Origin of the sequence: Fontibacter flavus, assembly GCF_042432905.1 — a bacterium.
Lineage (GTDB): Bacteria > Bacteroidota > Bacteroidia > Cytophagales > Cyclobacteriaceae > Fontibacter > Fontibacter flavus.
Genome location: NZ_JBHLWI010000048.1, coordinates 1 through 25,907 on the forward strand (window position 1 = coordinate 1; position 25,907 = coordinate 25,907).

Here is a 25,907-nt window from a genome sequence, read left to right on the forward strand (position 1 = left end):
CGGACAAACATGGACTAATTTAATAAAATCATCCCCTGGGACACCCAAAACCGAAACTTAAGAATCCATAAACATTGAAATTCAATAACTTAAAAAATTACGGTGAATAATCTGCGGAAGTCAGGAGCATAACACTTTTAATGTTAGGGTCCTGGGTTCGAGCCCCAGCGGGATCACCAAAACCTCCTTTTCAGGGAGGTTTTTTTATTCCTGAAAGTTTGAAAATTTGGTCCTAAAAATTTTATTTGGTTGAATATTTAGCTTTTTACCCAAAATCTTATTAATTAGGATTCTCCTTATATTAGTTCACTAATTAGCCAGCCATGCCTAAAAACAAAAACCAAAACAGAAAACTCAAAGCAGCCATCGTACTTACCATCCTTATAGCGATGATCTTTGGTAAAAATGTATTGGAGAGAAAAAACTTCAATGAATTAGGAGATAGTTTTATTTCATTTTATGAAGATCGATTAATGGTAGAGAGTTATATCTTCTCTATTTCTGAAAAGCTTTTCCGTATAAAGCTGTTGGTCAACCATTGTGAATTTGAGAGTGATTACTCACATGTCATTGATGAAATCATAGGTTATGAAGAAGATATTTTAAAGCTTGTGGTGGACTTTGAAAATACCAAATTGACAAATGTTGAAGCGGGATTTTTAAATGATTTTAAAGGAATCATTAAAGACAACCTACGTATTTCAGATTATGCCTTGTTGTATTCGGATGAATCAGGAATCAATGCGTCAAAAGTCAAAGAGTATAACTCTTATATAGAAAGAGCAATTACCGATTTGGAAAAGCTTTCACAGATTCAATTGGATGAGGGTAAAATTCTTGCCATGAATTCTGATAAAGTCGTTAACAGATCAAAAATTTGGGCGCAATTTGAAGTAGCGGCTTTGGTGATACTATTGGTGATTATTTATTTATTGATATATACGTCAAGAAACATCCGCACAGGAATTGTGGACTAATCACGCTAAAGTTTTTATCAATAAGTAGGAGCAGATATTAGAAACAAAGGGACCGATGAAAATCAGTCCCTTCGCTTTTGTATAGGATTTTTAAAACACAAAGTTTTTCATAAATGAAGCATTTAATTCAGCAGCTTCCATTGGGGTTGTGCCGTCAAACCTTTCCTGCTCGACTATAAAATATTTCATTCCATTGTCCATACCTGCTCTGAGTATGCTTGGAAAGTCCATGATTCCTTTTCCGATAAGAGTGGACCCATTTGCTTCCTCAAAAGGTAAATCTCCTGATTTGTCTTTGACATGTCCAAGAGTAAACCTGTTAGGAAATCTCTTGATGTAATCAATAGGATCTTTTCCTGCTGTATAGACCCAATAGGTATCCATTTCAAAGTCTACCAAATCTGGATCAGTGTTTTCCATGATGTAATCCTGTGGGATCTGACCGTCTAATTCTACGAAAGTATAGCCATGGTTATGGTAAGCGTATTTGATTCCATGGTTCTTGCAGATTTCTCCTTGCCTGTTAAAGTCATCGGTCAACCTCTTGAAGTCATCCATGGATTTTTGAGGTCCGACCCAAGGGCAAATGAGGTATTTCATGCCAATAGCTGCGGCCTGTTCAGCCTGTTCCTCAAGATTCTCAAAGGTATTGGCATGGGAAGCAATAAAGTCAAGTCCCAGATCATCTGTTAGGCTTTTAAATTCCGTGTTTTTCATGCCCCAGAAAATTCCCTTCCCTCCATCGAATCCCTCAATCTGAGTGTATCCAAATGATGCGATAGCTTTAATTGTGGCTACAGGGTCTTCCGCCATATTCTCTTTGACAGAATAGAGCTGAATGCCGAAATCATCTAAAATTCCTTTTGATGCTCCCAGTATGGCTTCAGTAGCTACGCTATCTTCCTTCTTGGGAGATGAGCAAAACTGGAATGGTAACATGGCCCCAACTCCAAGGACAGCGCTGGCTTTGATAAATTTTCTTCTATTTTTCATGCTGAGTAAGAAGTAAAAGAGACTGCTGTAAACAGTCTCTTGGTTTTAAATAAGTTTGTTATAATGCATAAACACGATCTCCTGGTTTGTAGTCAATACAACTATCATATCTTCCGGGAGCTTCAAAATAACGCAATTGCTGTGTGGCACCAATTTCAGAGGTGAAGTAGCCCAGGACAGTTAAATCCTGAAGCATACCCAACACTGCCTTTCCTTTTTCATCTGTATTGGTGTTGCTTTTTAGAGCATTGAGGTATGCAGTTCTTTCTTCTACACTGACATCCATGAAGTCTTTTCCTTCTGATGCTTTGAAGTCTGAACGAATGAAGTTTAAGCCATCGACAAAAGTCTGTTGCTGTTCTCCATTATAAGTGTCTTTGACCATCATTGCCATAAATTCACCTATACCGGTTGCTTTTGCTCCCGGGGTATCTGTAGTTGGGATAATGGCTTCACCTATTTCATCAAGAAATGCGATGTCATTTGGAGAGAAATCTAAGCCTATGAGCTGATCTTCAGGAGTACAGCCGGTAAAGATGACATTGGCACCTACCATAGCACCTCCCATCATCAATGCAACACTTTTAAGTGCGTCTCTTCTATTCATTGCCATGATTCAATTCTTTTAAGATTTAAAGATTACCTTTTTTAAGTTCACTGACTGCAAAATCAGCAGCTCTGGCTGTAAGGGCCATGTATGTAAGGGATGGGTTTTGTGCAGCGGCAGAAGTCATACAAGCCCCATCTGTGACGAATACGTTTTTGGCATCCCAGACCTGATTATTGCCATTGAGGACGGATGTTTTTGGATCGCGGCCCATTCTCGCAGTTCCCATTTCGTGAATTCCCTGTCCAAAAGTGTATCCGGCATCGAATGTCTTGACATTTTTGAGTCCTGCTGCTTCCAACATTTCAGCTGCATCATTCATCATGTCCACCCTCATTTTCTTTTCATTTTCTTTGATTTCGGCATCCATTTCCAATGCCTCAAGTCCCCATTTGTCTTTTACAGTTTTGCTAAGGCTGATGGTGTTTTCATGGTATGGAAGGATTTCGCCAAATGCAGTAATTCCCATGCTCCATGGTCCTGGCTCGCTCAACGCTTCTTTCAAAGGTGCGCCAAAGTTCATTTCTGCCACATTTCTGCTCCAACCTGAGCGGGAAGCACTACCCTGATAACCAAAACCTCTTAGGTAGTCTCTCTTGTCATCTCCGACATTTCTGAATCTAGGTATGTAGACGCCGTTCGGTCTTCTGCCGAAATAATATTTGTCTTCATAACCTTCAGCGATCCCATTGGCGCCCAATCTAAAATGGTGGTCCATCACATTGTGTCCCAATTCCCCTGAGCTACTTCCCAGACCTCCTGGCCAAATGTCGGTAGCCGTTCTCATCAAAATAGCTGTTGAGTTGAATGCAGATGCGCAAAGGAAAATGATTTTGGCATTGTATTCATAGGTCTGATTGGTTTCGGCATCCAAAACCTCAACTCCTGTTGCCTTTTGACTGTCTTTGTCGTAGATAAGGCGTGTCACAATTGACCATGGTCTCAAGGTGAGATTGCCTGTTTTCATGGCTGCTGGCAATGTTGATGACTGCGTGCTGAAATAGCCTCCAAAAGGACAGCCCAACCAGCATTTGTTTCTAAACTGACATTGGGTTCGCCCTTCAAGTGGCTGTGTCAGGTTAGCTACTCTACCGATAGTAACCAGTCTTTTTCCGTCAAAAGCTTTCTTAACCCTATCAGCAACATCTTTTTCTACACAGTTGAGAGGCATTGGTGGTTGGAATTCTCCGTCAGGAAGTATAGGGTAGCCATCTTTGTTTCCTGAAATACCGGCGAATTTTTCAACATAACTGTACCAAGGCGCCAGATCCTTGTATCTTATAGGCCAATCCACAGCAATACCTTCTTTGAGGTTGGCTTCAAAATCAATATCTCCCAATCTATAGCTTTGTCTTCCCCATAGTAAAGACCTTCCGCCTACCTGATATCCTCTAAACCAAGTAAAAGGTTTCTTCTCTACATAGGGAGAGTCTGCTTCATGTGCCCACCAGTGTACATTCTGTTCGTTCAACACATAATCTCTTCTCAGATTGGGATGGTTTTCTATCATTTCAACCGTTCTCCTGCCCCTGTGAGGTATTTCCCAAGGAGCTTGGGTTGCGGTTTTGTAGTCCTTGATGTGTTCAACATTTTGACCTCTTTCTAATAATAGAACTTTCAAACCTTTTTCTGTAAGTTCTTTCGCTGCCCAACCACCACTGATTCCTGACCCGACAACGATTGCATCATAGGTATTATCTGCCATAATAAATAATGTATTAGTTTACTCTTATAAATCACATATTTTGATTGCCTGCTCTAAAGAGGCTATTTTATCCGTTGCTTTAGGGATGAATTCCTGGCAAAGGTAACCTTTGTACCCAGTATCTAGAATTGCCCTTACTACTGCTGGATAGTTGATTTCCTGGGAACTGTCTATTTCATTTCTTCCAGGATTACCTGCTGTATGGTAATGACCGAAGTATTGATGGTCTCTTTTGATGGTGCGGATAATATCGCCTTCCATAATCTGCATATGGTAAATGTCGTAAAGCAATTTGAAGTTTTCACTGCCAACACTTTTACATAACTTTACGCCCCAAGCACTGTTGTCACACATGTAATCCTTGTGGTCCACTTTGCTGTTAAGTAGTTCCATGATGATGGTCACCCCATGCTTTTCAGCAATTCCAACCACTTTTTTTAGGCCTTCTGTACAGTTCTGCAGGCCGGTTTCGTCATCCATGCCGTTTCTGTTGCCACTGAATGCGATAATGTTCTTGTATCCTGCCTTTGCGACCAAAGGAATAACTTTTGCATAGCCTTCATATAATTGATCATGGTTGGCTTTATCATTAAATCCTTGGACAATTCCCATGTCAGCGCCATTTGCCATGGAGCATTCCACACCATGTTTCTGTAGGATGTGCCAGTTGTCGGGGCCAACCAGATCGATGGCGTTGAAGCCGATTTTTTTGATTGCGATGCAGAGGTCTTCTAGAGACATGGGGTTAAATGGCCAGTGGCAAACAGCATGGTTAACATTGCCTTTTAAAGGAGTTTCTAAACTTTTCGCTTCAGTTTGAAGGATGGGAAGGCAGCTCAAAGCTGCTGATCCCAGTACCATTTTTTTAAGACTGGTTCTTCGGCTAAGTTGGGTCATAAGATTAATTTAAATAGGTTTGGTTTTAGAGATTTTTATTTGCTGGTTCGTTTTTGAAGAAAAACAAAAAGAACAGGACTACTAATATAGCAATACCTGATGGAATCATCCAGATAGATTTCCAATTATGTGTACTATCTGCTATTAAATAATGATCAGATACTTGGCCTGCAATCGCAAAGCCTATGAGCATTCCGATGCCATAAGTTGCCAGTGTGATCAATCCTTGGGCAGCTGATTGGAATTTTTCTCCTGCTTTGGCATCTGTATAGATCTGACCGGATACAAAGAAAAAGTCATAACAAATGCCATGTAAGGCTATGCCTATGATCAGTAGATATAACCCGCCTTCCGCATCTCCTAATGCAAAAAGCGCATACCTTACTACCCAGGCCATCATTCCTACCAACAATGTTTTTTTGAATCCGAATCGTTTAAAGAAAAAGGGTAAGAGCAAAAGGAAAAGTGCCTCTGATATTTGCCCAATGGTCATTTTGCCAGTAGGGTCTGACACTCCAATTTCGGCCAGAAAAGGATTCGCATTTTGATAGTAAAAGGCAAGCGGGATGCAAATCAGGATAGAAGAGATAAAAAAGACTGCATAATTTCTGTCTTTTAATAAGGATATAGCGTCTAGGCCAAGGATATCTGAAAAACTGATTTTGTCCGCTTTTGATGCCTTTGGAGGTGTTTTGGGAAGAGTAAAACTGAAAAGGCCTAAGAGAAGTGATGCAAAAGAGGCCATTAGGAAAGTGTTTTTCAGTAAACCTTCCTGCATTCCAGTAGCAGAATCCCAGACAAACACATAACTTATAGCCAATCCGGCTGTAATCCATCCTATGGTGCCCCATACCCTGATTGGAGAAAATTCCTTTTCAGGATCATTCATTTGTCTGAAAGATACTGAATTGACCAGTGCCAATGTGGGCATATAAATGATCATATACATTAAAATGTACGGATAGAATGCCGAGAAAGTAGGGGATTGATAGGCGAGAAAGAGCAATCCAGCACCAATCAGGTGAAGGAATCCCAATATTTTCTCAGCATTAAAGTAACGGTCTGCAATCAAGCCTATGATAAAGGGGGCAATGATGGCTCCTAAAGACTGGGTGGAGAAAGCCGCTCCTATCTGAGTACCAGTCGCCTGCAAATTAATCCCTAAAAAAGTGCCCAATGTGACAAACCATGATCCCCAAATAAAAAATTCCAGGAACATCATGATAGAGAGTTTTGATCTAAGCAATAGGGGCATTTGGTAATAGGCTTTGGTTAAATAAACTTGATTCGAAATGGTAAACTATCAATTTACTGTTTAAAATTCAGGTTTTTTGACTTAATTTTAATTTTACCAAAACCGACCTTCAAGTAAGATATTCTAAGCTTGAATTCTTTACCACTCATAACATCTTACTGCTGTTGGTCAATTATTTCATTTCCTTTTTAAGTGAATAGAAAGGATAAATTATCTTTCAGGAAATTAACCCAAATAATGTAAATCAATAAACCTTTAAACCGAAATTAGTATGACGGCTCACAAGAAACTGAAGATGGGGATGGTAGGTGGAGGCCCTGGGGCATTTATTGGTGCTATTCACAGAAATGCTGCATTGATGGATGGATTGATTGAACTGACAGCAGGTTCATTCAGCAGTAATCCGGAGAAATCAAAAAAAGCAGGTGAAGAATTGATGCTTGACCCATCAAGGGTATATGCTTCCTATGAAGAGATGATTGAGAAGGAACTTGCACTCCCTGAATCGGAGCGAATTGACATCATCAGCATTGTGACTCCCAATAACGTCCACTTTGATCCAGCGAAAAAGGCTTTGGAAAATGGGTTTCACGTAGTCCTTGATAAGCCAATGACCTTGACCTATGAAGAAGCTCAGGCACTCTATAAGGTGATCAAGAATAGCGATAAATTATTTTGTCTGACACATACCTATACAGGTTACCCGATGGTCAAGCAAATGAAGCAGATGATAGCTGATGGGGCCATCGGAGAAGTGAGAAAAGTGTATGTAGAATATCCTCAAGGCTGGTTGTACAAGCTTTTGGAGCATGAAAATAATAAGCAGGCTGAATGGAGGACAGATCCGGCCAGAAATGGAAAAGCAGGATGCTTTGGAGATATCGGCACCCATGCCTTTAATCTTGCCGAATATGTTTCCGGAGTCAAAGTAGCCAAAATCTGTGCGGATTTGGATATAAAAATTCCAGGTCGTCCAATTGATGATGACGGAGCAGTCCTGATGAGATTTGAAAATAATGCTTCAGGAATCTTGACAGCCTCACAGGTGGATACAGGATGTGAAAATAACCTTAAAATAAGGGTTTATGGAGAAAAAGGTGGTTTGGAATGGCAGCAGGAAGATTGCAATTCCCTGACTGTCAGATGGCCAGGCAAGCCGGCGGAAATTTATAGGGCTGGAACAGGCTATTTGGGATCTTTGGCTAATGAAAACACCAGGACCCCTGCAGGACACCCAGAAGGATATATCGAGGCATTTGCCAATATCTACAGGAATTTTGCACGCTGCATTTACTCATTGAGAAAAGGAGAGGAGCCAAAAGCAGAGTGGTGGGATTTTCCAGGTGCAGAAGACGGTATCCGTGGAATGGCGTTTATTGATCATGTCCTAGCCAGTTCTGAATCGGAACAAAAATGGACACCGTTTGAAGTGAAATATTAAAATAGATCACAGAGGTGATTTTCTTGCTTCCAGATTTATAAATAAAAAAATGTCAATTAATCAATCAAAATAAAGACCTATGAAAACCATAAAAGGACCTGCAATATTTCTTGCACAATTCGCTGATGATGTAGCCCCATTTAACAATTTGAAAAACATTTGTGAATGGATGGCAAATGTTGGCTATAAGGGTGTTCAGATACCATCTTGGGATGCAAGGATGATCGACCTTCAAAAGGCAGCCGAAAGTAAAACTTATGCAGATGAAATTAAAGGCATTGTTAACGCTGCCGGTTTGGAAATAACTGAGCTTTCTACTCACTTACAGGGACAATTAGTGGCAGTACATCCTGCTTACAATGAGCTTTTTGATGCGTTTGCACCTGCTAATCTCGCTGGTGATCTAAAAGCTAAGTCTGAATGGGCAACCCAGCAATTAAAATACGCTGCGAAAGCATCAGCAAATCTAGGTTTAAATGCCCATGCTACCTTCTCAGGTGCTCTAATGTGGCATACAGTATATCCTTGGCCACAACGTCCCGCAGGATTGGTCAATACCGGATTTACTGAATTGGCTAAAAGATGGATGCCTATTCTGGATACTTTTGAAGAACATGGTGTAGATGTATGCTATGAACTTCATCCAGGAGAAGACCTTCATGATGGTATAACATTTGAAATGTTTTTAGAAAAAGTCAATAACCATAAGCGGGCCAATATTCTTTATGACCCGAGCCATTTCGTGTTGCAGTGTCTGGATTATTTGCAATTCATTGATTTCTATCATGAAAGAATTAAAATGTTCCATGTGAAGGATGCCGAATTCAATCCTACCGGTAAACAGGGTGTTTACGGTGGTTACCAAGGTTGGGTGGACAGAGCAGGAAGATTCCGTTCTTTAGGTGATGGACAAGTAGATTTTAGTGGTATATTTAGCAAACTTTCCCAATATGATTTCTCAGGTTGGGCAGTGTTGGAATGGGAATGTGCCATCAAGCATCCAGAACAAGGCGCCATAGAAGGTGCGCAATTTATCGCAGACCATATCATCAGGGTAACAGAAAAAGCCTTTGATGATTTTGCAGCTGCAGGTGCGGACGAGGCCTTTAATAAAAAGATCTTAGGAATTTAAATTTACATCAACCAATATTATCATGAAACTTATTAAATCCTTATCAATGGGTGTAATTGCCCTTTCTGCAATCGCTTATTCTTGTGGTGGAGGATCAAACTCCTCAGATTCTGGCTCCAATACACCGCCTGCAGCTACTACCTCTACGGCTGAAAGTGTCAGTTTAGAAGATAAATATAAAGATGATCCGGTTTTCGTAGCCGGTTCAGCCAAAGCTAAAGAAGCCGGTTGTACTGCTTGCCATATGGTGGAAAGAAAGATAGTTGGACCTTCTTATGCTGACGTTGCGGCAAAATATGAGAACAATGCAGAAAACCTTGAATTACTGACTTCACATGTGATCAATGGAAATGTTGGCGTGTGGGGAGAGGTACCAATGCCTGCCCATCCTCATCTTGCCAAAGAGGATGTTGAGACAATTGTGAAATATGTCCTTTTACTGAAAAAATAATATGAAAAATTCAGCGTATATCTTGATGCTTGGTGCAGGTCTTGCTTTTGCCTGTGGAAGTAATCAAGAAGAATCAACTGAGGAAACATCAATTGAGATAGTTGAAAATGAATGGATCAGTTTATTTGATGGAGAAACCTTCAATGGCTGGTCAAAATATGGCGGAGGAGAAGTAGGTGCAGCATGGAAAATTCAGGACGGTGCCATTTATTTGGATGCCAGTAATAAAGATGGTTGGCAGACAGGAGATGGTGGAGATATCGCTACGGATGAAGAATTTGATAATTTTCACTTCCAAGTCGAATGGAAAATTGCAAAAGATGGTAATTCGGGGATTATCTTTTATGTTCATGAATCTGAAGAATTTGCGTATTCATGGATGACAGGTCCAGAGATGCAGGTTTTGGATAACGACGGACACCCCGATGCTAAAATCATCACCCATCGTGCTGGTGATCTTTATGATCTAATAGAGTCCAGTGAAGAAACTGTAAAACCTGTTGGAGAATGGAATTTAGCCGAAATTATCGCGAAAGACGGTAATTTAGAACTTCACCTGAATGGAGTGATGGTTGTCTCAACAACCATGTGGACTCCTGAATGGGAAGAAATGGTGGCCAACTCCAAATTCAAGGATATGCCTGGATTCGGCAAATATCAAAAAGGTAAAATTGCCCTACAGGATCATGGTGACGAGGTATGGTTTAGAAATATTAGAATCAAAAAATTGTAACAACAAAAAATCCGGATTTCGTTCCGGATTTTTTTTGATTTATCTAAGGATTGGATACTTATTTCTTGACCAATCCATTATGCCTCCTTGTAAATTATAAACTCTAGAAAAGCCATTTTTTTGAAGAATTTGTGCTGCCTGAAGGCTTCTTGCACCAACAGTACAATACACATAGATTTCTTTATCCTTTGGAAGTTGATTGATTTTATCAATAAAATCCCTCTGATAGATATCTGCAATGACCGCATTAGGAAGATGTCCTTGTGTAAATTCACCCATAGTTCTCACATCAAGGACAATTCCATTTCCTGACTCTGATAAATTTTTAAAAGTAGGTGAATCCACATTCTTTATAAAGCTATCTGCTTGTTCTGTATTGTTTTGAGCAGAAATATCTTTTGAATTTTGGCCGCAACTGTTAAGTCCAAGTTAGAGAATTAGGAACAGAAAGAAGTGTTTCATGTTTAGTTTGAATATTGGGTGCTGATAATTAGGCTGAAACCTACAAATAAATTTCATTTCTTTTCAGTGTCAAAAATCACTTTATTTTTCTAAGTGACGAAACATGGAGAAAGAGAGTATTGAATTTTTCGAAAATTTAGTTTAATTGCTCAAATGATAAAATATGCATTCAGATTCGCGATTATCCTTTTAGGGATGCTTCAGGCATGTCAGCAGTCAGGAAATGACAAAAGTGAAGAAAATGATAAGGAGAATATAATATCCAGTGGTAAAATTCCGATTTCAGAAATTGAAGCGGGGATTAAGGCTTATATCGATGCAGAAACCAGTAAGAATGATGGTTTTTTCTTGGTTAATGATGAAAGAGGAGATTTTAAGTTGAAACTTGTACGGGTCCATACAGAGTACTTGTCTAATCTTGGTCCCAACAAATTCTTTGCCTGCGTAGACTTGGCAGATGAAAAAGGTGATGTCTATGACGTTGATTTTTTTATGGAAGGTGAACCGGGGAACATGTCTGTTACTGAGACTTCACTTCATAAACTTAACGGAAGACCTTACTACACCTGGAAGCAAGTTGTAGATAAAACATGGAGAAGGGTGCCTGTTGAAAAATCCACCAATGATTTGATGGGCATTGTGGAAGGAGAGGATGCTTTTGAATTTTACTACCAGGCCAAATTACCTAAAATTACTACCTCTGCTAAAGTTTGGATTCCACTTGCGCAATCTGATGATTATCAGAAGGTAAGCTACACATTGGAGAAACTGCCCGGTAAACATAGGGTATTGGATGAGAAAGAATACGGAAATAAGATTTTGCTTTTAGAATTGTCTCCTCAAGATTCAGAGCATGAAATTTCAATAGTATACGAAGTTACTCGAAAAGAAAAAGGTCCATATGAAGAAAAAGGAACTGATATGCAAAAATACCTTGAGCCAAATCTTTTGATGCCTATTGGCGGGAGGTTCAGCGAGATCGCCAATGAGGCGATAAAGGGGAAAGAAAATGATAATAAATTGGTGCAAGCAAGGGCTTTGTACGATTATATTATTGACAATATGCGCTATATGAAATTTGGGGAATACGGAACTGGAAATTCAGTTCTTGCTTGCGACTCCAAAACGGGTAATTGCACAGAGTTTCACTCTTTTTTCATCTCCTTGGCAAGATCAATTGATATTCCGGCAAGGTTTTCAATAGGGGCTTCTATTCCATCAGAGCGAAATGAAGGCGGGATTGATGGGTACCACTGTTGGGCGGAATTTTATGCAGAAGGGAAGTGGTGGCCTGTGGATATCAGTGAGGGGAATAAATACACAGCTTTGGCCACCTATTATTTCGGGAGACATCCTGCCAACAGGATTGAATTGAGTCAGGGTAGAGATTTAAGAGTAGAACCAGGACCTTCAACTGGCCCTATTAATTTTCTGGCCTATCCACTTATGGAGGTTGAAGGTGAAGCAGCCTATCCTTTGACTACTTTTTCTTTTCAAAGAAAAAATTGATCATGAAAAAACATTCAAATAAAAAAGGGGTATCACTACCCCTTTTTTATTTGAAGATTTTAATCATTTGAAGGATGTTCGCCACCGCTTGGGTGCTCGCCTTCACTTGGATGTTCAGTACTGTCTGAAGGGTGTTCTGATTCTTCAGCAGGATGTTCTGACTCTTCTGCTGGTTGTTCAACTTGCTCCGTTTCATCCTCAGTTTTCTTATTGCCACATGAAGTTACAGTAGTGGCAAACAAAAAACCGAAGACTAAAATCAATAGACTGAGTGATTTTAACTTTTTCATAAACAGGTTTTTGGTTGTTTTTAAATATTATATGAATCTAAATTAAGAAAAATATCAAAGATCAACTTGAATTGCATGTTTTTCTTTAGTTTCTAAATATCAAGTCTTTTTAGCATCAATTAATAGTTGAAGGGAAATCTTTAATGTGTAAGAAAAGCCTATTGATTTTTTGTAAATAAATAAGCTTTTGCTGTTAGACTATACCTGTTCAATTTTCTAAAACCAAAATGGTTTCAAGAGGTTTTCTTTTGGAATAAGGTATAGTAAGCAATATACCTTCTTTACTTTCTTTAAATGCTATAGGACTGTTGTCACCGTAGAGTTTTACCGATTTTACTTTTTTTCCTAAGCTAGGGATTAAGATGGACTCATCTTTCCAAGCCAATAAGTGAAGGAAAACTTTGTTATCTTTTTGAGTAGTGACACCCCAAGGTCTAGGACTGATTGGACCTTTTCTGGTGCCGTAAATTGTCTCTCCATATTTGTCCAACCATTTTGACATCACCATAAGTGTATCTATATTTTCTTTTTGGATAGTGCCATCTGGTAGTGGGCCTGTATTGAGAAGGAAGTTGGCGCCATAACCTGCTGCTCTGATCATGGTTTCCAATAATTGGGAAGAGGACTTAAATCTCCTATCTTTTATATTATAGCCCCAGCTTCCGTTCATTGTTTCGCACATTTCTAGGGGAAGAGATTGTGAAATTTCCGATCCTTTGTTGAACCCCATGGTGTTTTCTCCCGGAAGGTCTCTCTCAAACATCTGAAAATCCTCACCTAGAAAAGGTGCTAAATGATGGTTGCTCCCGATCAGCGCACCTGGCTGAAGGCTGTGAATGTGACTGTATATTTCATCCAGATACCAGTTTTCCTCATACTTGTCCCATTGTCCATCAAACCAAATACCGCCAATTTCGCCATAGTTGGTGAGCAGTTCTGTCAATTGGGCTTTCATATAATCAATGTATTTTCTCCATTCCCCTGAATTTGGTCTTCCGGTATAGTCTCTTCCGGTGTTTCCTCGTGGAAAATAATCGGGGTGATGCCAGTCTAATTGGGAATAGTAAAAGAAAAGTTTGATGCCTTCTTTGTCACAGGCATCTTTAAGTTCTTTCAGAACATCCCTTTTAAAGGGAGTTTTTTTGACAATGGTATAATCAGATACTTTAGAATCATACATCGCAAAACCGTCATGATGTTTGGAGGTAATCGTGATATAGCGAATGCCGGCTTTTTTAACCATAGCCACCCATTCCTCTGCGTTGAATTTAGTCGGATTAAAGAAATTCGGTAGGTTTTCATATGCAGCAATGGGGATTTGCTTTTGGTTCATGATCCACTCAGCAACCCCTATGTCACCTCCCCCGGCCATGACAGCATATACACCCCAATGAATGAAGAGTCCATATTTGTTGTCCTGAAACCATTCCCTATTCCTTAAATTTTCCTCTGAAGGTTTGTAGTCAACTTGCGAAAATGCATGCGTTTGAAAGAAAAAATATAGCGTAACCAATAGAGAATAGAGCGTTCTGGTTGTCATAGTTATAGGGGCTAAAGAAGTACACAATGAAAGAAATTTACTCTTTGTTTGCTAAAAAGTAAAGAAGTGAGCCTCTTTAGGGTAAAAAATGCACAATAAAAGAAAATTTGGTTCCTGTCTAATAGAGTTTTCTTATTTTCTAGACCGGATTTATTCATGGGTAAGAATCATTGCTTCCAATCTGTTGTAACACTTTTCTGCAAGATCTGAATATCCTCCTTCGTATTGGTATTTGCATGGATCAATAGGTGAGGAGAAATAAATACGGATAGTGCCTGGTTTGAGTAAAATAGATCCTCTTTTCATAATCTTATCTGCCCCTATTACTGCCATGGGCAAGAGAGGGATCCCTGTTTCTACGGCAATCCTAAAAGCTCCTTTTTGGAAGGGCAAAAGTGTCTGATCGGTGTTATTCCTGGTTCCTTCTGGTGCTACCACTATTGAAATGCCCTTATTGAGTATTTCCAGTAATTTTTCTACAGAGGCTTTTCTAGATGCTGAATCTTTTCTGTCTACCCAAACTGCAACCCGCGAGGTAATAAATCCAAAAACCGGAATCTTGGATAATTCTTTTTTTCCTATGGCGCGTACTTCCTGGTGAATAGCGATAGGAATAACTGGAGCATCTACAAATGAACGATGGTTGAAAATATAAATGTAGGGTTGGTTTGGGTTGATATTCTCTCTACCGTGGATTTCGTATCTGATTCCTGATAGAAAAGACCATACAGATGCCCAAATCCGAATAAAAAAGAATGAAACATGGCCACCCTTTCGGCTGACGACTAATGGTATTACAATGAATAATCCTAAAATCAACATCAATGAGACAAATATCAATGCAGAATAAAGGGTGTATATCCATTGTAGGATTTTCATTTTCAGAAGTCTTTGTTTAATTTTGGGTATCGAAAATAATTTACTAACTCTTTGCTTGCAAACAACCCCTGAAATGAATTTCAGGGGTTTCGTTTTTTTTAATAAGCAATCAATTGTTTGACCTTTGTGCGGAATCTTTGCTGTGGAAGGAAGTTCTTTTCTAAACTGGGAGCAAAAGGAACAGGAGTATCCAAACTTCCCTCCCTCATTACTGGTGCATCGAGATATTCAAAACAGTTTTCTGAAACCCATGCTGCTATTTCCGATCCAATTCCTCCAGTGAGGCAATCTTCTTGAAGAAATATTACTTTTCCGGTTTTTTTGACTGTCTTCTCAACAGCTACTTTATCCCAAGGCAGGAGAGTTCTTAGGTCTAGAATATCAGCTGAAATCTCCATTTCTGCTACTACTGCTTTGGCCCAATGGACTCCCATTCCATAAGTGATGATAGAAATCAAATCCCCTTCATTTACCAATTTTGCTTTTCCGACTTCTACTGTATAATATTCATCAGGAATTTCTTCGGAGATTGATCTGTAAAGAGCCTTATGTTCAAAGAACATGAAAGGATTGGGATCTTCAATGGCTGCATTCAGCAATCCTTTAGCATCATAAGGATTGGAAGGATAGACAATTTTTAACCCAGGGGTATGAAAAAACCAGGCCTCGTTTGATTGTGAGTGAAAAGGACCTGCTGCGACTCCTGCTCCCGTTGGCATCCTGACCACAACGTCTGCATTTTGACCCCAGCGATAATGTATTTTGGCAAGATTGTTCACGATTTGATTGAAGCCGACGGATACAAAATCAGCAAACTGCATTTCTACCATTGCCTTATAACCTTTGATGGAAAGGCCTAATGCAGCCCCAATAATGGCGCTTTCGCAGAGCGGGGTATTTCTTACCCTTTCTTTGCCGAAATTATGGATAAACCCATCTGTTATTTTGAATGCACCACCGTACACTCCAATATCCTGCCCCATCAGTACCAGGTTTGGATATTTTTCCATCGACTGCCTTAGTCCCTCTGAAATGGCATCGAGAAATCTTTTCTCTGACTTTTGATCCGATTTTGGTTCGTATACTTTTTGGTCAAAAGGTGCGTAAATATCGGAAAGCTCCTCGGTGGTATCCGGTTGGATAGCTTCTTCAGCGAATGCGATATCCAAACCTTTATTAATAGCAGATTTGACTCTTTTATTGATTTGATCTTTATCTTCCGCCAATAGGATTCCATAAGATTCCAGAAAGGATTCATAATTGGTAACTGGGTCTTTCAGTGCCCAGGTTTCCATGAGGTTTTTAGGGACATATTTGGTCCCGGATGCCTCTTCATGCCCACGCATCCTGAAGGTAATCGCCTCAACCAACACGGGTCTTGGGTTTTTCCTGATATCCTCAGCCAATGTTTTGATGGTGTCATATACTTCAAGCACGTTGTTGCCATCAATTCTAACTGCCTCAATGCCGTAGCCCGGGCCTTTTTCAGTGAAGTATTTGAATGCAAACTGCTCTTCACTTGGTGTGGAAAGGCCATAGCCATTATGCTCTACAACAAAAATAACAGGAAGCTTCCAAACCGCAGCGACATTGAGCCCTTCATGAAAATCGCCTTCTGAACTTGCTCCATCCCCGGTAAAAACCAAAGTAACTTTATTTTCCTGAGATAGTTTGTGTGCCAAGCCTATCCCGTCAGCGATGGCCATTTGTGGACCCAGATGAGAAATCATCCCTACGATATGATGTTCATTTGTGCCAAAATGAAAAGATCTGTCCCTGCCTTTTGTGTAACCTGATTTTTTTCCTTGAAACTGAGCAAAAAGTCTTTCCAAAGGTAAGTTTCTACCAGTGAAAATCCCCAGATTTCGGTGCATGGGAAGTATATATTCATCTTCATTTAATGCATTAACCGCTCCGATAGAAATAGCCTCCTGACCCCATCCGCTAAACCATTTTGAAATTTTGCCCTGGCGTAAGAGGATCAACATTTTTTCCTCAATTCTTCTGGGCATCAATAAAGATTCATAGAGGTTAAGCAGGGTTTGATCATCATAAGATTTACGGTCAAAAACCATGGCTTGGGTCGCCTCGCTAATCATAGTCATATGGGTTTATTTTTCCGCCAAATTAGGAGAAAAAAGTAATGGAAAAAACTGCCCTTGCATTTTCTCGCCTTTCGGTATGATAGGAACTCCTTTTAATAATTCTTCATTTGTGTCAGAGAGTGTGCCATCTGCAAAAACATTCAGGACAAATGCTCTTCTGCTACTATTGGAATGGTTTTCATAACTTCCATGAATAGTCAAAGGATGGTGAAATGTAGCAAATCCGGCTCTGAGTTCTACAGGGACAGGATTGAAAGCTGCTAGTTGCTCATCAGTCATAAATTCTTTAATGCCATCCATTTTTCCGGCAAGGGCAGGTTTTTCCAAAAGTCCCCATCTATGGCTTCCGGGGATGTAATGAATGCAGCCATTTTCAACTGTAGCATCATCTAATCCACACCAACAGGTCAGGTGTTGCATTTTGACTGTTCGGGTCCAATAGGAATAATCCTGATGCCACGCCACGACTCCACCGTGGTATGCAGGCTTACAAAATAGTTGGTCATGCCAGAATCTTACGCCTTGTTCTCCCAATAATTGGTATGCGGCCATGATAAATGCAGGATTCCAAAGCACATCATGAAAGGCTTTGGATATGCGCCAGTGGCCCAAAGAGTGAAAAAGGACTGTGTTTGGATCACTGGATTCATTAGAATGGAATTCATGGAAAAGATGATGCAGAGGGTGGTGCAGGTCTGCTACCTCATCGAGTTCTTTTTTTAATACTTCAAATTGAGCTTCATCCAAAAGTTTGATGCCGCCTAAATAGCCGTTTTCATTAAAGAAGGATACTTGTTCGTCACTGAGACGATACTGATCCCATTCATCTGCTTTTTGAGGAAAAGTAAATAAACTGCTGATAGGATGGTGGATTTTTGAAAGATCTGTCATATACCGCACGGTTGTTTGGTATGAAGTTAAGCAGTCTTAAGCTAAAGAAAAATATCTCTTTTTTTATGTAAGGGGATTAGCTAAAAAAATGTGTGATGGTTATGTATTTTCCAGCTTTTGCAACCTTTCCAAAAGGGGTGGGTGGGAATAATTGACAAACACATACCAAGGATGTGGATTAATGTTGCTGAGTGAATTCACAGAAAGGGTTTTCAGTGCTTCGGCCAGGGGTTTCCCTGCGTAAGTTGTTTTTGCATAGGCATCTGCTTCAAATTCATTTTTCCTACTGAGCATATTCATGCCAATTCCTAAAAACAGGGAAATAGGAGAGAATAACATGGTGAACCCGATGATGTTGAGATGGATGGCCATATTATTTCCCCCCAATGCTAGGCTCATGTTTTCACTGAAAATAAATAGAGAAAGTATATACAGTAGAGCGCCTACTTGTAGGACTGAGGCAGACATTCCCCAAATGATATGCTTTTTCTTATAATGACCGATTTCATGTGCCAAGACTGCTACTAATTCATCTGGTGTATGTTGATCAATTAAAGTGTCATATAGAACAACTTTTTTTCTTTTTCCAAAGCCGGAAAAGAAAGCGTTCGCTTTTGAAGACCTTTTGCTCCCATCAATGACGAATATATTATCCAAGGGGAACTTCACTGACTGTGCATAGGAAACTATTTTTGACTTCAGTTCTCCGTCTTCCAAAGGAGCCAATTTGTTGAATAGAGGAAGTATAAGCGCAGTGTAGAATAAATTGACAAATACCATAAAAACTGAGGAAATGATCCAAAACTGCCACCAAAAATCTTTCCCCATTTGGTGAATCAACCAAAGCAGTATACCTAAAAGTCCACCTCCGATAAGTATAGACAATACATATCCTTTTAGCTTGTCTGTGATGTAGGTGTTTTTTGATGTTTTGTTGAATCCGAATTTTTCTTCAATGACAAATACCTGGTAATAGTCAAATGGAATGGAAAGGATGTCTGAACCGATAAAGATTATAGCAAAATAAACCAGTGAGAGTAATAGTGGTTGTTCTACGTAGACATTTAACCAATTATCTACCCAGCCAAAAAAGCCAAAATAGATAAAGCAAATGGTAAGGATGAAAGAAAAAAACGATGTAATGAGTCCAAAAGAGTAATTTGCCTTTTGGTAATTTTTGGCCTTTAGAAGTTTTTCCCTGTCAACATATTCCTGTAGGGTTGCAGGTACCTGTGGCACCTCTCTTTTGATATTTAAATAACCCAGGATGTTATTGACAATAAAATTTAAGGTCAGTACCCCTAGCAAAAGGTATTTGATCCAGATTACTTCCATCTATAGGTGATTAAAATTTAGGGCAAGGCAGGATAGTGTCTCTACCCCTGATTTTGTTTTGGTTTCTATCAGCCAAAAGGAAAGATAAGCTGATCTCATGTGCTCCCCCAGACTGAATCCCTAGTTTTGATACGGTATAGTCAAAACTGTAACCTATACTCACACCGTTGATCAGGTTTACTCCTGCCATCAATACAATGGCATCTCTGTTGCTTTGCTGCTCCACTGGTTTGTACGGTAAACCTCTGTACCAAAGACCCAATATCAAGGGTTCCATATATAAATAAGCACCAGCGTCTAATTGTTCAAATGGGCCCTGTCTTTTGTAATTTATGGTAGGGACAATATAGCGCTGCTTGTACATGTGGGTGAAATCGTTTCTATATCCTCCAGTTCCCAAAGAAATTCTGTAACCTGTGTGTATGGAAAGTTTGTATGGCAGATTACTGATACCATTTTCCAAGAAAGATTGGTTGGGTTGATTCAAATGATCCGCTGCTACCCCAAACCAAAATTTATCTGTAAAGAAAAGGCCTCCGACTGATAAAGAGAGAAGATTGACTGGATCTCCGAATCCTGGGACATCACTAGGAAGTAGGTCGCCCCAAGGGTTTGTCGGATTGATTTGATTTGCAAAAACCAGGTTTTCATAAAACCCAATATCTCTTCGGATATAGCTTGCCCTAAAACCAGGCCTGAAATAGGCTTTTTCTCCCAATCTCAATTCATAAGAATAAAAACCGGCAATAGTAGTAGAACGTAACTTTGCGGCACCTTCCGTGTCACTCATAACCAAAAGCCCCACTCCGCTGTTGTAATCTTCTAAGAAAGTATCGAAATATGCAGAGAAGGTGGTGAACTGTGCATCAAGACCAGGCCATTGGTTTCTGTAGTTGAGTCCAACACGGGGGACTAACTCCGATCCAGCAAAAGCAGGGTTGAGGTATAAAGGGGCTGCGTAATATTGACTATATTGCGGATCCTGACCCCAAGAGTTGGCGTAAATAAAAATACTGGCGACCAATAAAAAAACACGATATGTATAAGACCTTTGCAAGTTTTTATTCGTTAATTGGATGGGTCAACTCAAGAAGCTTAACACTAGATTTCGATCCTTGTTTTAGAATAGGGTGTAAATTATGAAAAGCAGGATAAATTCCATAATTATAAAATTAATTTTTGGCTCCTTTTTGGTAATATCTTTTTTTGGAATAACTCAAAAAAGTTTTTCTCAGGGATTCAATAACAATAAGTGGGTATTTGGGTATTGTGGTTCCTCTCAGGAAAACAGTTATCTCTCTTTTGGTAAAGGTGAGGACCCTATTGTGAGGACTTTGCCGAGAACCATTGTGATTGGTTCTGAAAATGGGAATGTTGACAATAATGCGGTTGCTGTAGATCCTATTACAGGGCAGGTTTTGTTTTATACCAATGGCGTCCTTGTTTATAATTATGATAACTTTCAGATACAAGGAGCGCCTAATGGCGTCAATGGGAGTTCGGAAGTCAGGCAGGGGGCGGCTATTGGTACCTTGGATTTTGAACCTGACGGTGATAAGCTGTTTTATATTTTCCATATTTCCGTAACCGGACAACTTCAGTATTCTGTAGTAGACATGAATGCTTCAGGTGGTGCAGTAGGGAATTCGCCACCTTTAGGTGCAGTGACGACTTTAAATCAGACCATAGGAAATGCCTCTGGTGCCATTGCTGTTGTGAAATCTGCCCAATCTCCTTCGTATCTGTTGAGTTTTGAAGGAGGTTTTTTGATTTCTCGGCGAATAGAGCCAGCTGAAGGTGATTTTACCGAAACGGATACCCAATCTTTGCCATTTACCCCTAAAGCGATCATTTTCGATGAGGAGAGAGGGCAATTGATCCTAATTCCTGAAGATCCAAATGAGGATTTGATGATTGTGGATTATGATACCGCAACAGGTACATTTGGATCTGCGACTGTGATACCAGGTTCAGGAGGTCAAGATGGAATCGAGGGTGCCGCATTTTCCCCTGATGGAACGTATTTGTATTTTTCTAAGGGTGATGGATTATTCAGAGTGCCCACATCAGACCTTGATGCAGAACCTGAGTTGATCCCAATTGAGAATGATGTCTTTAAAATATATGACATTAAGGTAGGTCCTGATGGAAGACTCTATTATATCTATGAGGAAGTGGATGGTGGTCCGCAGCTGATCGGTAGGGTCAACAATGCAGATGAAGAAGAAATTGATGAACTTGAAGTTGAAGAAGATCCTTTCAATGGTGTAGATTTTTGCGGCAGGGTGTTCCCACAATTTGCCCCCAACCAGGACATTGAGCCCACAGTAGATTTTACCTGGGAGCCTGATGAGCCATGTAGCAATAACCCGGTTCAGTTGACTAGCTTGATTACGCCTGAAAATTACAGACCGGTTAGCTTCGAGTGGACGTTTAACCCTCCTTTGACCAATGAAGATGGGCAGCCTGTTGAAATTGATTTCAATCAGGAACATCTTTTAATTCCAGAAGAAGCTACCACCAACCAAAGCATAAGTGTAACGCTCACGGTGACCTTTCCTGATGGGACTGTCAGGACGGTGGATAAAACCATAACCCTGAAAGAAAATGATCTCCAGGCGAATTTCAGTACACAAGACACCACCGTCTGCCAAGGACCTTGTGTGGATATCGGTTCATTGTTAGAAGTGCAGCAGGGTGGTAGTCAAGGTGGAGAAAATCCGAATGTAGGGGGAGGTGGACAAGGAGGGGATTATGAGTATTTCTGGTCGAATAGAAGAGATGAAGGATGGGTCACAGATAAAGACAACTGCGTAGATTTACCGGGGCTTTATTGGGTATTAGTAAGGGAGCCAGGGTCTGATTGCTATGCCTATGCGGAAATCAGAGTTCGTATATGGGACCTACCTGATCAGAGCAACAATATCTGGCTTTTTGGTAATGGTGCAGGACTGGATTTCAATCCTGACCCGGATGATCCTAATGCAGGTATTCCTAGGCCTGTAACTCCACCGCATCCTCAAAATATTCCTGCCGGAACGACGACGATTTCAGATGAAACAGGCCAAGTACTGTTTTTTACAGATGGAGAATCAGTTTGGGACCTCAATGGTGACCTAATGGCCAATGGTGATAATATTGGAGGTAATAATCAATCATCCGAAGGGGTGATTGCAGTTCCTGTTCCTCAGAATCAGACTGTTTTTTATGTATTTACCACCCAAAGAGCAGCAGACGGAAGCAATCAGGTGAAATATTCTGTTGTTGATATCAAGACAGATAATCCCACCGGAGTAGGGAATGTGGTCACTAAGGATAATTTCCTGTTCAGTCCAAGTACGGAACATTCTGCCGCTTTAGCATCAGGGGATACCACTTGGGTATTATTCCATGAATTGGGGAATAATACATTCAGGGCTTATCCTGTATCCCCGTTTGGAATTGGGCAACCGGTATTCTCTTCTGTTGGTTCAAATCATGGATTCAATACAGGTGTAGGCAGTATGAAATTCAGCCCTGATGGGAGTCAGGTAGCCGTCACCATTCAGGATGGCAATTGTAGCAGGCTCGAGATTTTTAATTTCAACCAAAGTACAGGAAGGCTTACGGAATACGCTTTGCTAGACCTAGGATGTAATGATGATCAAATTTATGGCTTGGAATTCTCAGCTGATGGTAGCAGGATTTTTGTTTCCTATTTGGGAAATGGAGGAAAAATAGAGGAGTTTTTGATCAAAAACCCTGAAGCTGCAGGAGATGATGAGGACCCGGATCTTTCCTGTGGCCAATGCTTTACTTCTGCTAGGACCAGAGCTGCCCGTGAAAACTGTATTTTGAATTCATCCATTAGAAATGTGTTGACAACAGATGGTCCGTTTGGGGCTTTACAGATAGCCTCCGATGGTCAAATATATGTGGCCCGTCCAGGTCAAAATTCTATACCAAGAATTCAGGCTGGTGCTAATTGTGAAGATAGTTTTTATGATGATCAAGGAGTTGGATTAGCTCCAGGGACGACTATGAACCTTGGTTTGCCTGCTTTTGTACAGCAGTCAGGCAGTAGTATTCCGGAACCGGCGATTGCAGGCCCTGAGAGGTTATGTTTGGATCCTCAGGAGGGGGCACTAGGATTGTTTGAAGGAGGTGGTGAACCGGATATTGATTTCTATTTTTGGACGATTCAACATGAAGATGGGCAGTTCGATATCAATGATTTTGGTGGAGATGGTGAGCAGTTCCAGAATTACGAGCATGTTTTTACCAGGCCCGGTCTTTTTGAGGTGACACTAAGAGTTGACCGTTGTGGAGATCCGAACTTCTACGAGGAAAGTATAGAGGTGTTGGTAGTGGCCTCGCCTGAACTTACGCTTCCAGACGAGTTTACGTTCTGTATAGGCTCTCCTGTTTCTCTTACAGCAATTGATGGATATGATCCTTCTGAAGGGCTTTATGACTTTGAGTGGAGAAACGCAGCAGGACAATTGATAGGTGATTCTACTAGTAATACGATTGAAGTTACCGAAGAAAGTATTTACACAGTAACAGTGAGTTACAGGGTACCTGAAGGATTGACTGCCGCGGAGTTTGATATTTGTCCTTCTACCAAGTCGGTATTTGTAGGCCCAGCTTTTGATTTTGATTTGACCCAAAGTGCTGAAGAGGTGTGTTATGATGAAACATTGGTTGTTTTTGCCCCAAATTCTCCTTTGCTTGGGCAGTGGTTCTATCAAGCAGAAGGATCTCCGGACAGGGTATCGTTAGGGGAGTTTTTTGAATTGGAATTGGTGCCTTCCAGCTTACCATCTCCAGGCTTATATGAAATTATTTTTGTGGCAGAAGATCCCTTGATAGAAGGATGTCTGGTGGAGAAGAGGGCTGAATTGAGGGTTTATCCTTTACCACAGGTTGAGATAGTGATTTTATCAGATGCAGATGATTGTGATAATCCGAATGGCAGTTTTGAGATTACTGCTTTGACAGATATCGAACGATTGGAAATTTTGGAAACAGGTCAGATTTTTGGACCATTGGCAGCAGGAGAGATGTTGCCTGTTTTTACTGGTTTGGAGCCTGGTCTTTACACGATTCAGTTGACGAGTGATTTTGGATGTGAGTTTGTTCAGACTGCAGTGATTCAAAACCTGAATCCACCACTTGGTTTGGAAGGTTATGAAGTTAGCGTCAGTCCTGAAGTTTGCGGTGTCGATGGCATTGAAGATGGCGAGATTGTCCTAAGATTTGTCAATGGACCGGTCAGTGGAACATATCAGATCATCAGGCAAGAAGATGGTTTGCTTTTTGAAGGTCAGTTTACCAATCAGGATTCCGTTCTGCTTGAGGTTCCTGCTGGGACTTATGCAGTGGAGGTAAGGGATGCAAATGATTGTGCGTTTCCTCAGCCTGATCTATATGAAGTGGAGGAACGTAATTTGGTAGACTTTAGTGTGCCTGCAGATGTTGAGGCCTGTGGCTCTTTTGTTTTTAGTCCACAATCCGAATCAGTCTTGAATTTCACCTTGAGGGATTCGAATGGTACTATTATCAATGCAGAAGCGAATGGGGAATTTATCATTACGGCTAGCGGAAACTATGTGTTGAGAGGGGAGGACCCCGATGAGATTGACTGTCCAAGGGAAAGGAGCATAATTGTTGCACTTAGCGATCCTCCAGTGTATGATTTAGCGGGTCCAAGAGTTGATTGTGATTTAGGAGTTTATTATGAGGTTGTTTTGGGTCCAGGAGTAGATCCTAATGATGTGTTTATTTTTTGGCTGAATTCGAATAGGGAAGTAGTCAGCAGGAATCCCTTATTCTTTCCTACTCAGATAGGTGATTATTTTCTTGAAGTACAGCCCAATTCTGGAGCACTATGTTCTGTAGACCCTATTGCCTTTACTGTAGATGATTTGGCAGCACAGATTGAAGTGGAATTGACTTCTATACCTTGGTGTTATGATCAGGAACTTACGCTGATTTTTTTAAATGCAGATCTGACTAATGTTGCCTTGATTGAGTGGTTTAAGGTAGAAAATGGAGTGACAGGACCGATTCCAACTGATTCAGATCCTAATCCGTTGGCTTTAACTAAAGGAGTTGAGGAACCAGGTATTTACCGGGTAGTTCTAACCAGTGTGGACGGTTGCATTGTAGGAGAAGCTGAAATTGAAATAATCCAGTCATTCATTGAACCACCGGTACTTGAACCCAGTTATATTATTTGTGCGCCTGAAAATGAAGTGCCCACAATTGATCCGGGTGAATACGGTTTTTATTCATGGATCTTAGATGGAGAGGTGGTTTCAGAAGAAAGGATATTTGTCCCAACCTTGGCAGGAACCTATCAGTTGGTGGTGTCAGATGTTGCAGGTTGCTCCTTTGAGGTAGAATTTACCGTTGAAGAGGATTGTGAGATTAGGGTAATTTTCCCTAATGCCATGATTATTAATGAATCAAATAAAAACTTTGTGGTATATACCAGTGATTTTGTGGATCAATTGGAAGTCTTCATTTACAACAGATGGGGCGAACTTATTTACTACTGTGAAAATTCAGGTAGTAATTCAGAAACTGCTCAATGTGCTTGGGATGGCACTGTGAATGGTAAATTTGTACCTATAGGTACTTATGCTGTAGTCGTAAGGTACGGCAGCACTAGACAAAATATATTTAGAACACTTAAAAAATCTATTACAGTACTCGAATAAT

20 protein-coding genes are annotated in these 25,907 nt (G+C 40.4%); 7 read left to right on the top strand and 13 right to left on the bottom strand.

Features of this window, described 5'->3' with window-relative positions; all coding sequences use genetic code 11:
* Positions 1-323: 323 nt before the first annotated feature.
* Entirely contained in the window at positions 324-977 is a 654-nt protein-coding gene (locus ACFFIP_RS16230) for an MCP four helix bundle domain-containing protein (protein ID WP_382388757.1), read from the top strand.
* 90 nt (positions 978-1,067) lie between these two features.
* On the opposite strand, the gene ACFFIP_RS16235 is transcribed toward ACFFIP_RS16230, so the two are convergent.
* Genes ACFFIP_RS16235 through ACFFIP_RS16255 form a run of 5 tightly spaced genes read right to left on the bottom strand, consistent with a single transcriptional unit; the run spans position 1,068 to position 6,434 of the window.
* Entirely contained in the window at positions 1,068-1,970 is a 903-nt protein-coding gene (locus tag ACFFIP_RS16235) for a sugar phosphate isomerase/epimerase family protein (RefSeq protein ID WP_382388758.1), read from the bottom strand.
* Positions 1,971-2,028: 58 nt separating this feature from the next.
* The gene (locus tag ACFFIP_RS16240) at positions 2,029-2,583 is read right to left on the bottom strand and encodes a gluconate 2-dehydrogenase subunit 3 family protein (RefSeq protein WP_382388760.1); all 555 of its coding nucleotides are present in this window, start codon (positions 2,581-2,583) and stop codon (positions 2,029-2,031) included.
* Between the two features lie 19 nt (positions 2,584-2,602).
* On the bottom strand, positions 2,603-4,282 hold the full coding sequence (locus ACFFIP_RS16245; protein WP_382388761.1) for a GMC oxidoreductase: 1,680 nt from the start codon (positions 4,280-4,282) through the stop codon (positions 2,603-2,605).
* A 24-nt stretch (positions 4,283-4,306) separates the two neighbouring features.
* Entirely contained in the window at positions 4,307-5,179 is an 873-nt protein-coding gene (locus ACFFIP_RS16250; protein WP_382388762.1) for a hydroxypyruvate isomerase family protein, read from the bottom strand.
* A 25-nt stretch (positions 5,180-5,204) separates the two neighbouring features.
* A complete protein-coding gene (locus ACFFIP_RS16255; protein ID WP_382388763.1) occupies positions 5,205-6,434 on the bottom strand; it encodes a nucleoside permease in 1,230 nt (409 codons plus the stop codon).
* Positions 6,435-6,705: 271 nt separating this feature from the next.
* On the opposite strand from ACFFIP_RS16255, the gene ACFFIP_RS16260 reads away from it, so the two are divergent.
* From ACFFIP_RS16260 to ACFFIP_RS16275, 4 genes are all read left to right on the top strand, one after another.
* Positions 6,706-7,875, top strand: coding sequence for a Gfo/Idh/MocA family protein (locus tag ACFFIP_RS16260; RefSeq protein ID WP_382388764.1), 1,170 nt, complete (start codon positions 6,706-6,708; stop codon positions 7,873-7,875).
* Positions 7,876-7,954: 79 nt separating this feature from the next.
* On the top strand, positions 7,955-9,007 hold the full coding sequence (locus ACFFIP_RS16265; protein ID WP_382388765.1) for a sugar phosphate isomerase/epimerase family protein: 1,053 nt from the start codon (positions 7,955-7,957) through the stop codon (positions 9,005-9,007).
* Between the two features lie 22 nt (positions 9,008-9,029).
* Positions 9,030-9,458: a c-type cytochrome gene (locus ACFFIP_RS16270; RefSeq protein WP_382388766.1), complete on the top strand. Its 429-nt coding sequence runs from the start codon at positions 9,030-9,032 to the stop codon at positions 9,456-9,458.
* Position 9,459: 1 nt separating this feature from the next.
* On the top strand, positions 9,460-10,191 hold the full coding sequence (locus ACFFIP_RS16275; RefSeq protein WP_382388767.1) for a 3-keto-disaccharide hydrolase: 732 nt from the start codon (positions 9,460-9,462) through the stop codon (positions 10,189-10,191).
* A 39-nt stretch (positions 10,192-10,230) separates the two neighbouring features.
* Here the strand turns inward: ACFFIP_RS16275 and ACFFIP_RS16280 are convergent, their stop codons facing one another.
* Positions 10,231-10,536 carry a rhodanese-like domain-containing protein gene (locus tag ACFFIP_RS16280; RefSeq protein WP_382388769.1) on the bottom strand — a complete coding sequence of 102 codons (306 nt, stop codon included), beginning with the start codon at positions 10,534-10,536 and terminating at the stop codon, positions 10,231-10,233.
* Positions 10,537-10,806: 270 nt separating this feature from the next.
* On the opposite strand from ACFFIP_RS16280, the gene ACFFIP_RS16285 reads away from it, so the two are divergent.
* Positions 10,807-12,162, top strand: coding sequence for a transglutaminase-like domain-containing protein (locus tag ACFFIP_RS16285; RefSeq protein WP_382388770.1), 1,356 nt, complete (start codon positions 10,807-10,809; stop codon positions 12,160-12,162).
* 59 nt (positions 12,163-12,221) lie between these two features.
* On the opposite strand, the gene ACFFIP_RS16290 is transcribed toward ACFFIP_RS16285, so the two are convergent.
* The 7 genes from ACFFIP_RS16290 to ACFFIP_RS16320 all read right to left on the bottom strand — a co-directional run bounded on the left by ACFFIP_RS16290 (position 12,222) and on the right by ACFFIP_RS16320 (position 20,259).
* Complete coding sequence (locus ACFFIP_RS16290; protein ID WP_382388771.1) at positions 12,222-12,452, bottom strand: hypothetical protein; 231 nt, start codon at positions 12,450-12,452, stop codon at positions 12,222-12,224.
* A gap of 208 nt (positions 12,453-12,660) precedes the next feature.
* Complete coding sequence (locus ACFFIP_RS16295; protein ID WP_382388772.1) at positions 12,661-13,992, bottom strand: alpha-L-fucosidase; 1,332 nt, start codon at positions 13,990-13,992, stop codon at positions 12,661-12,663.
* 150 nt (positions 13,993-14,142) lie between these two features.
* On the bottom strand, positions 14,143-14,871 hold the full coding sequence (locus tag ACFFIP_RS16300; RefSeq protein WP_382388773.1) for a lysophospholipid acyltransferase family protein: 729 nt from the start codon (positions 14,869-14,871) through the stop codon (positions 14,143-14,145).
* A gap of 98 nt (positions 14,872-14,969) precedes the next feature.
* Positions 14,970-16,976 carry an alpha-ketoacid dehydrogenase subunit alpha/beta gene (locus ACFFIP_RS16305; protein ID WP_382388774.1) on the bottom strand — a complete coding sequence of 669 codons (2,007 nt, stop codon included), beginning with the start codon at positions 16,974-16,976 and terminating at the stop codon, positions 14,970-14,972.
* Between the two features lie 6 nt (positions 16,977-16,982).
* Entirely contained in the window at positions 16,983-17,867 is an 885-nt protein-coding gene (locus ACFFIP_RS16310) for a phytanoyl-CoA dioxygenase family protein (protein ID WP_382388775.1), read from the bottom strand.
* A 99-nt stretch (positions 17,868-17,966) separates the two neighbouring features.
* A complete protein-coding gene (locus ACFFIP_RS16315) occupies positions 17,967-19,202 on the bottom strand; it encodes a M48 family metallopeptidase (RefSeq protein ID WP_382388776.1) in 1,236 nt (411 codons plus the stop codon).
* Between the two features lie 10 nt (positions 19,203-19,212).
* Complete coding sequence (locus ACFFIP_RS16320; RefSeq protein WP_382388777.1) at positions 19,213-20,259, bottom strand: PorP/SprF family type IX secretion system membrane protein; 1,047 nt, start codon at positions 20,257-20,259, stop codon at positions 19,213-19,215.
* Between the two features lie 82 nt (positions 20,260-20,341).
* Here ACFFIP_RS16320 and ACFFIP_RS16325 point away from each other — a divergent pair, with 82 nt between their 5' ends.
* Complete coding sequence (locus tag ACFFIP_RS16325; RefSeq protein ID WP_382388779.1) at positions 20,342-25,906, top strand: T9SS type B sorting domain-containing protein; 5,565 nt, start codon at positions 20,342-20,344, stop codon at positions 25,904-25,906.
* Position 25,907 lies beyond the last annotated feature (1 nt).

Bases quoted from the DNA above. Each gene is read 5' to 3' on its own strand.
- ACFFIP_RS16285 (WP_382388770.1), top strand. From the start codon at position 10,807: ATGATAAAATATGCATTCAGATTCGCGATTATCCTTTTAGGGATGCTT.
- ACFFIP_RS16235 (WP_382388758.1), bottom strand. From the start codon at position 1,970: ATGAAAAATAGAAGAAAATTTATCAAAGCCAGCGCTGTCCTTGGAGTT.
- ACFFIP_RS16260 (WP_382388764.1), top strand. From the start codon at position 6,706: ATGACGGCTCACAAGAAACTGAAGATGGGGATGGTAGGTGGAGGCCCT.
- ACFFIP_RS16310 (WP_382388775.1), bottom strand. From the start codon at position 17,867: ATGACAGATCTTTCAAAAATCCACCATCCTATCAGCAGTTTATTTACT.
- ACFFIP_RS16300 (WP_382388773.1), bottom strand. From the start codon at position 14,871: ATGAAAATCCTACAATGGATATACACCCTTTATTCTGCATTGATATTT.
- ACFFIP_RS16240 (WP_382388760.1), bottom strand. From the start codon at position 2,583: ATGGCAATGAATAGAAGAGACGCACTTAAAAGTGTTGCATTGATGATG.
- ACFFIP_RS16250 (WP_382388762.1), bottom strand. From the start codon at position 5,179: ATGACCCAACTTAGCCGAAGAACCAGTCTTAAAAAAATGGTACTGGGA.
- ACFFIP_RS16315 (WP_382388776.1), bottom strand. From the start codon at position 19,202: ATGGAAGTAATCTGGATCAAATACCTTTTGCTAGGGGTACTGACCTTA.
- ACFFIP_RS16245 (WP_382388761.1), bottom strand. From the start codon at position 4,282: ATGGCAGATAATACCTATGATGCAATCGTTGTCGGGTCAGGAATCAGT.
- ACFFIP_RS16275 (WP_382388767.1), top strand. From the start codon at position 9,460: ATGAAAAATTCAGCGTATATCTTGATGCTTGGTGCAGGTCTTGCTTTT.
- ACFFIP_RS16325 (WP_382388779.1), top strand. From the start codon at position 20,342: ATGAAAAGCAGGATAAATTCCATAATTATAAAATTAATTTTTGGCTCC.
- ACFFIP_RS16270 (WP_382388766.1), top strand. From the start codon at position 9,030: ATGAAACTTATTAAATCCTTATCAATGGGTGTAATTGCCCTTTCTGCA.
- ACFFIP_RS16295 (WP_382388772.1), bottom strand. From the start codon at position 13,992: ATGACAACCAGAACGCTCTATTCTCTATTGGTTACGCTATATTTTTTC.
- ACFFIP_RS16255 (WP_382388763.1), bottom strand. From the start codon at position 6,434: ATGCCCCTATTGCTTAGATCAAAACTCTCTATCATGATGTTCCTGGAA.
- ACFFIP_RS16265 (WP_382388765.1), top strand. From the start codon at position 7,955: ATGAAAACCATAAAAGGACCTGCAATATTTCTTGCACAATTCGCTGAT.
- ACFFIP_RS16290 (WP_382388771.1), bottom strand. From the start codon at position 12,452: ATGAAAAAGTTAAAATCACTCAGTCTATTGATTTTAGTCTTCGGTTTT.
- ACFFIP_RS16305 (WP_382388774.1), bottom strand. From the start codon at position 16,976: ATGACTATGATTAGCGAGGCGACCCAAGCCATGGTTTTTGACCGTAAA.
- ACFFIP_RS16230 (WP_382388757.1), top strand. From the start codon at position 324: ATGCCTAAAAACAAAAACCAAAACAGAAAACTCAAAGCAGCCATCGTA.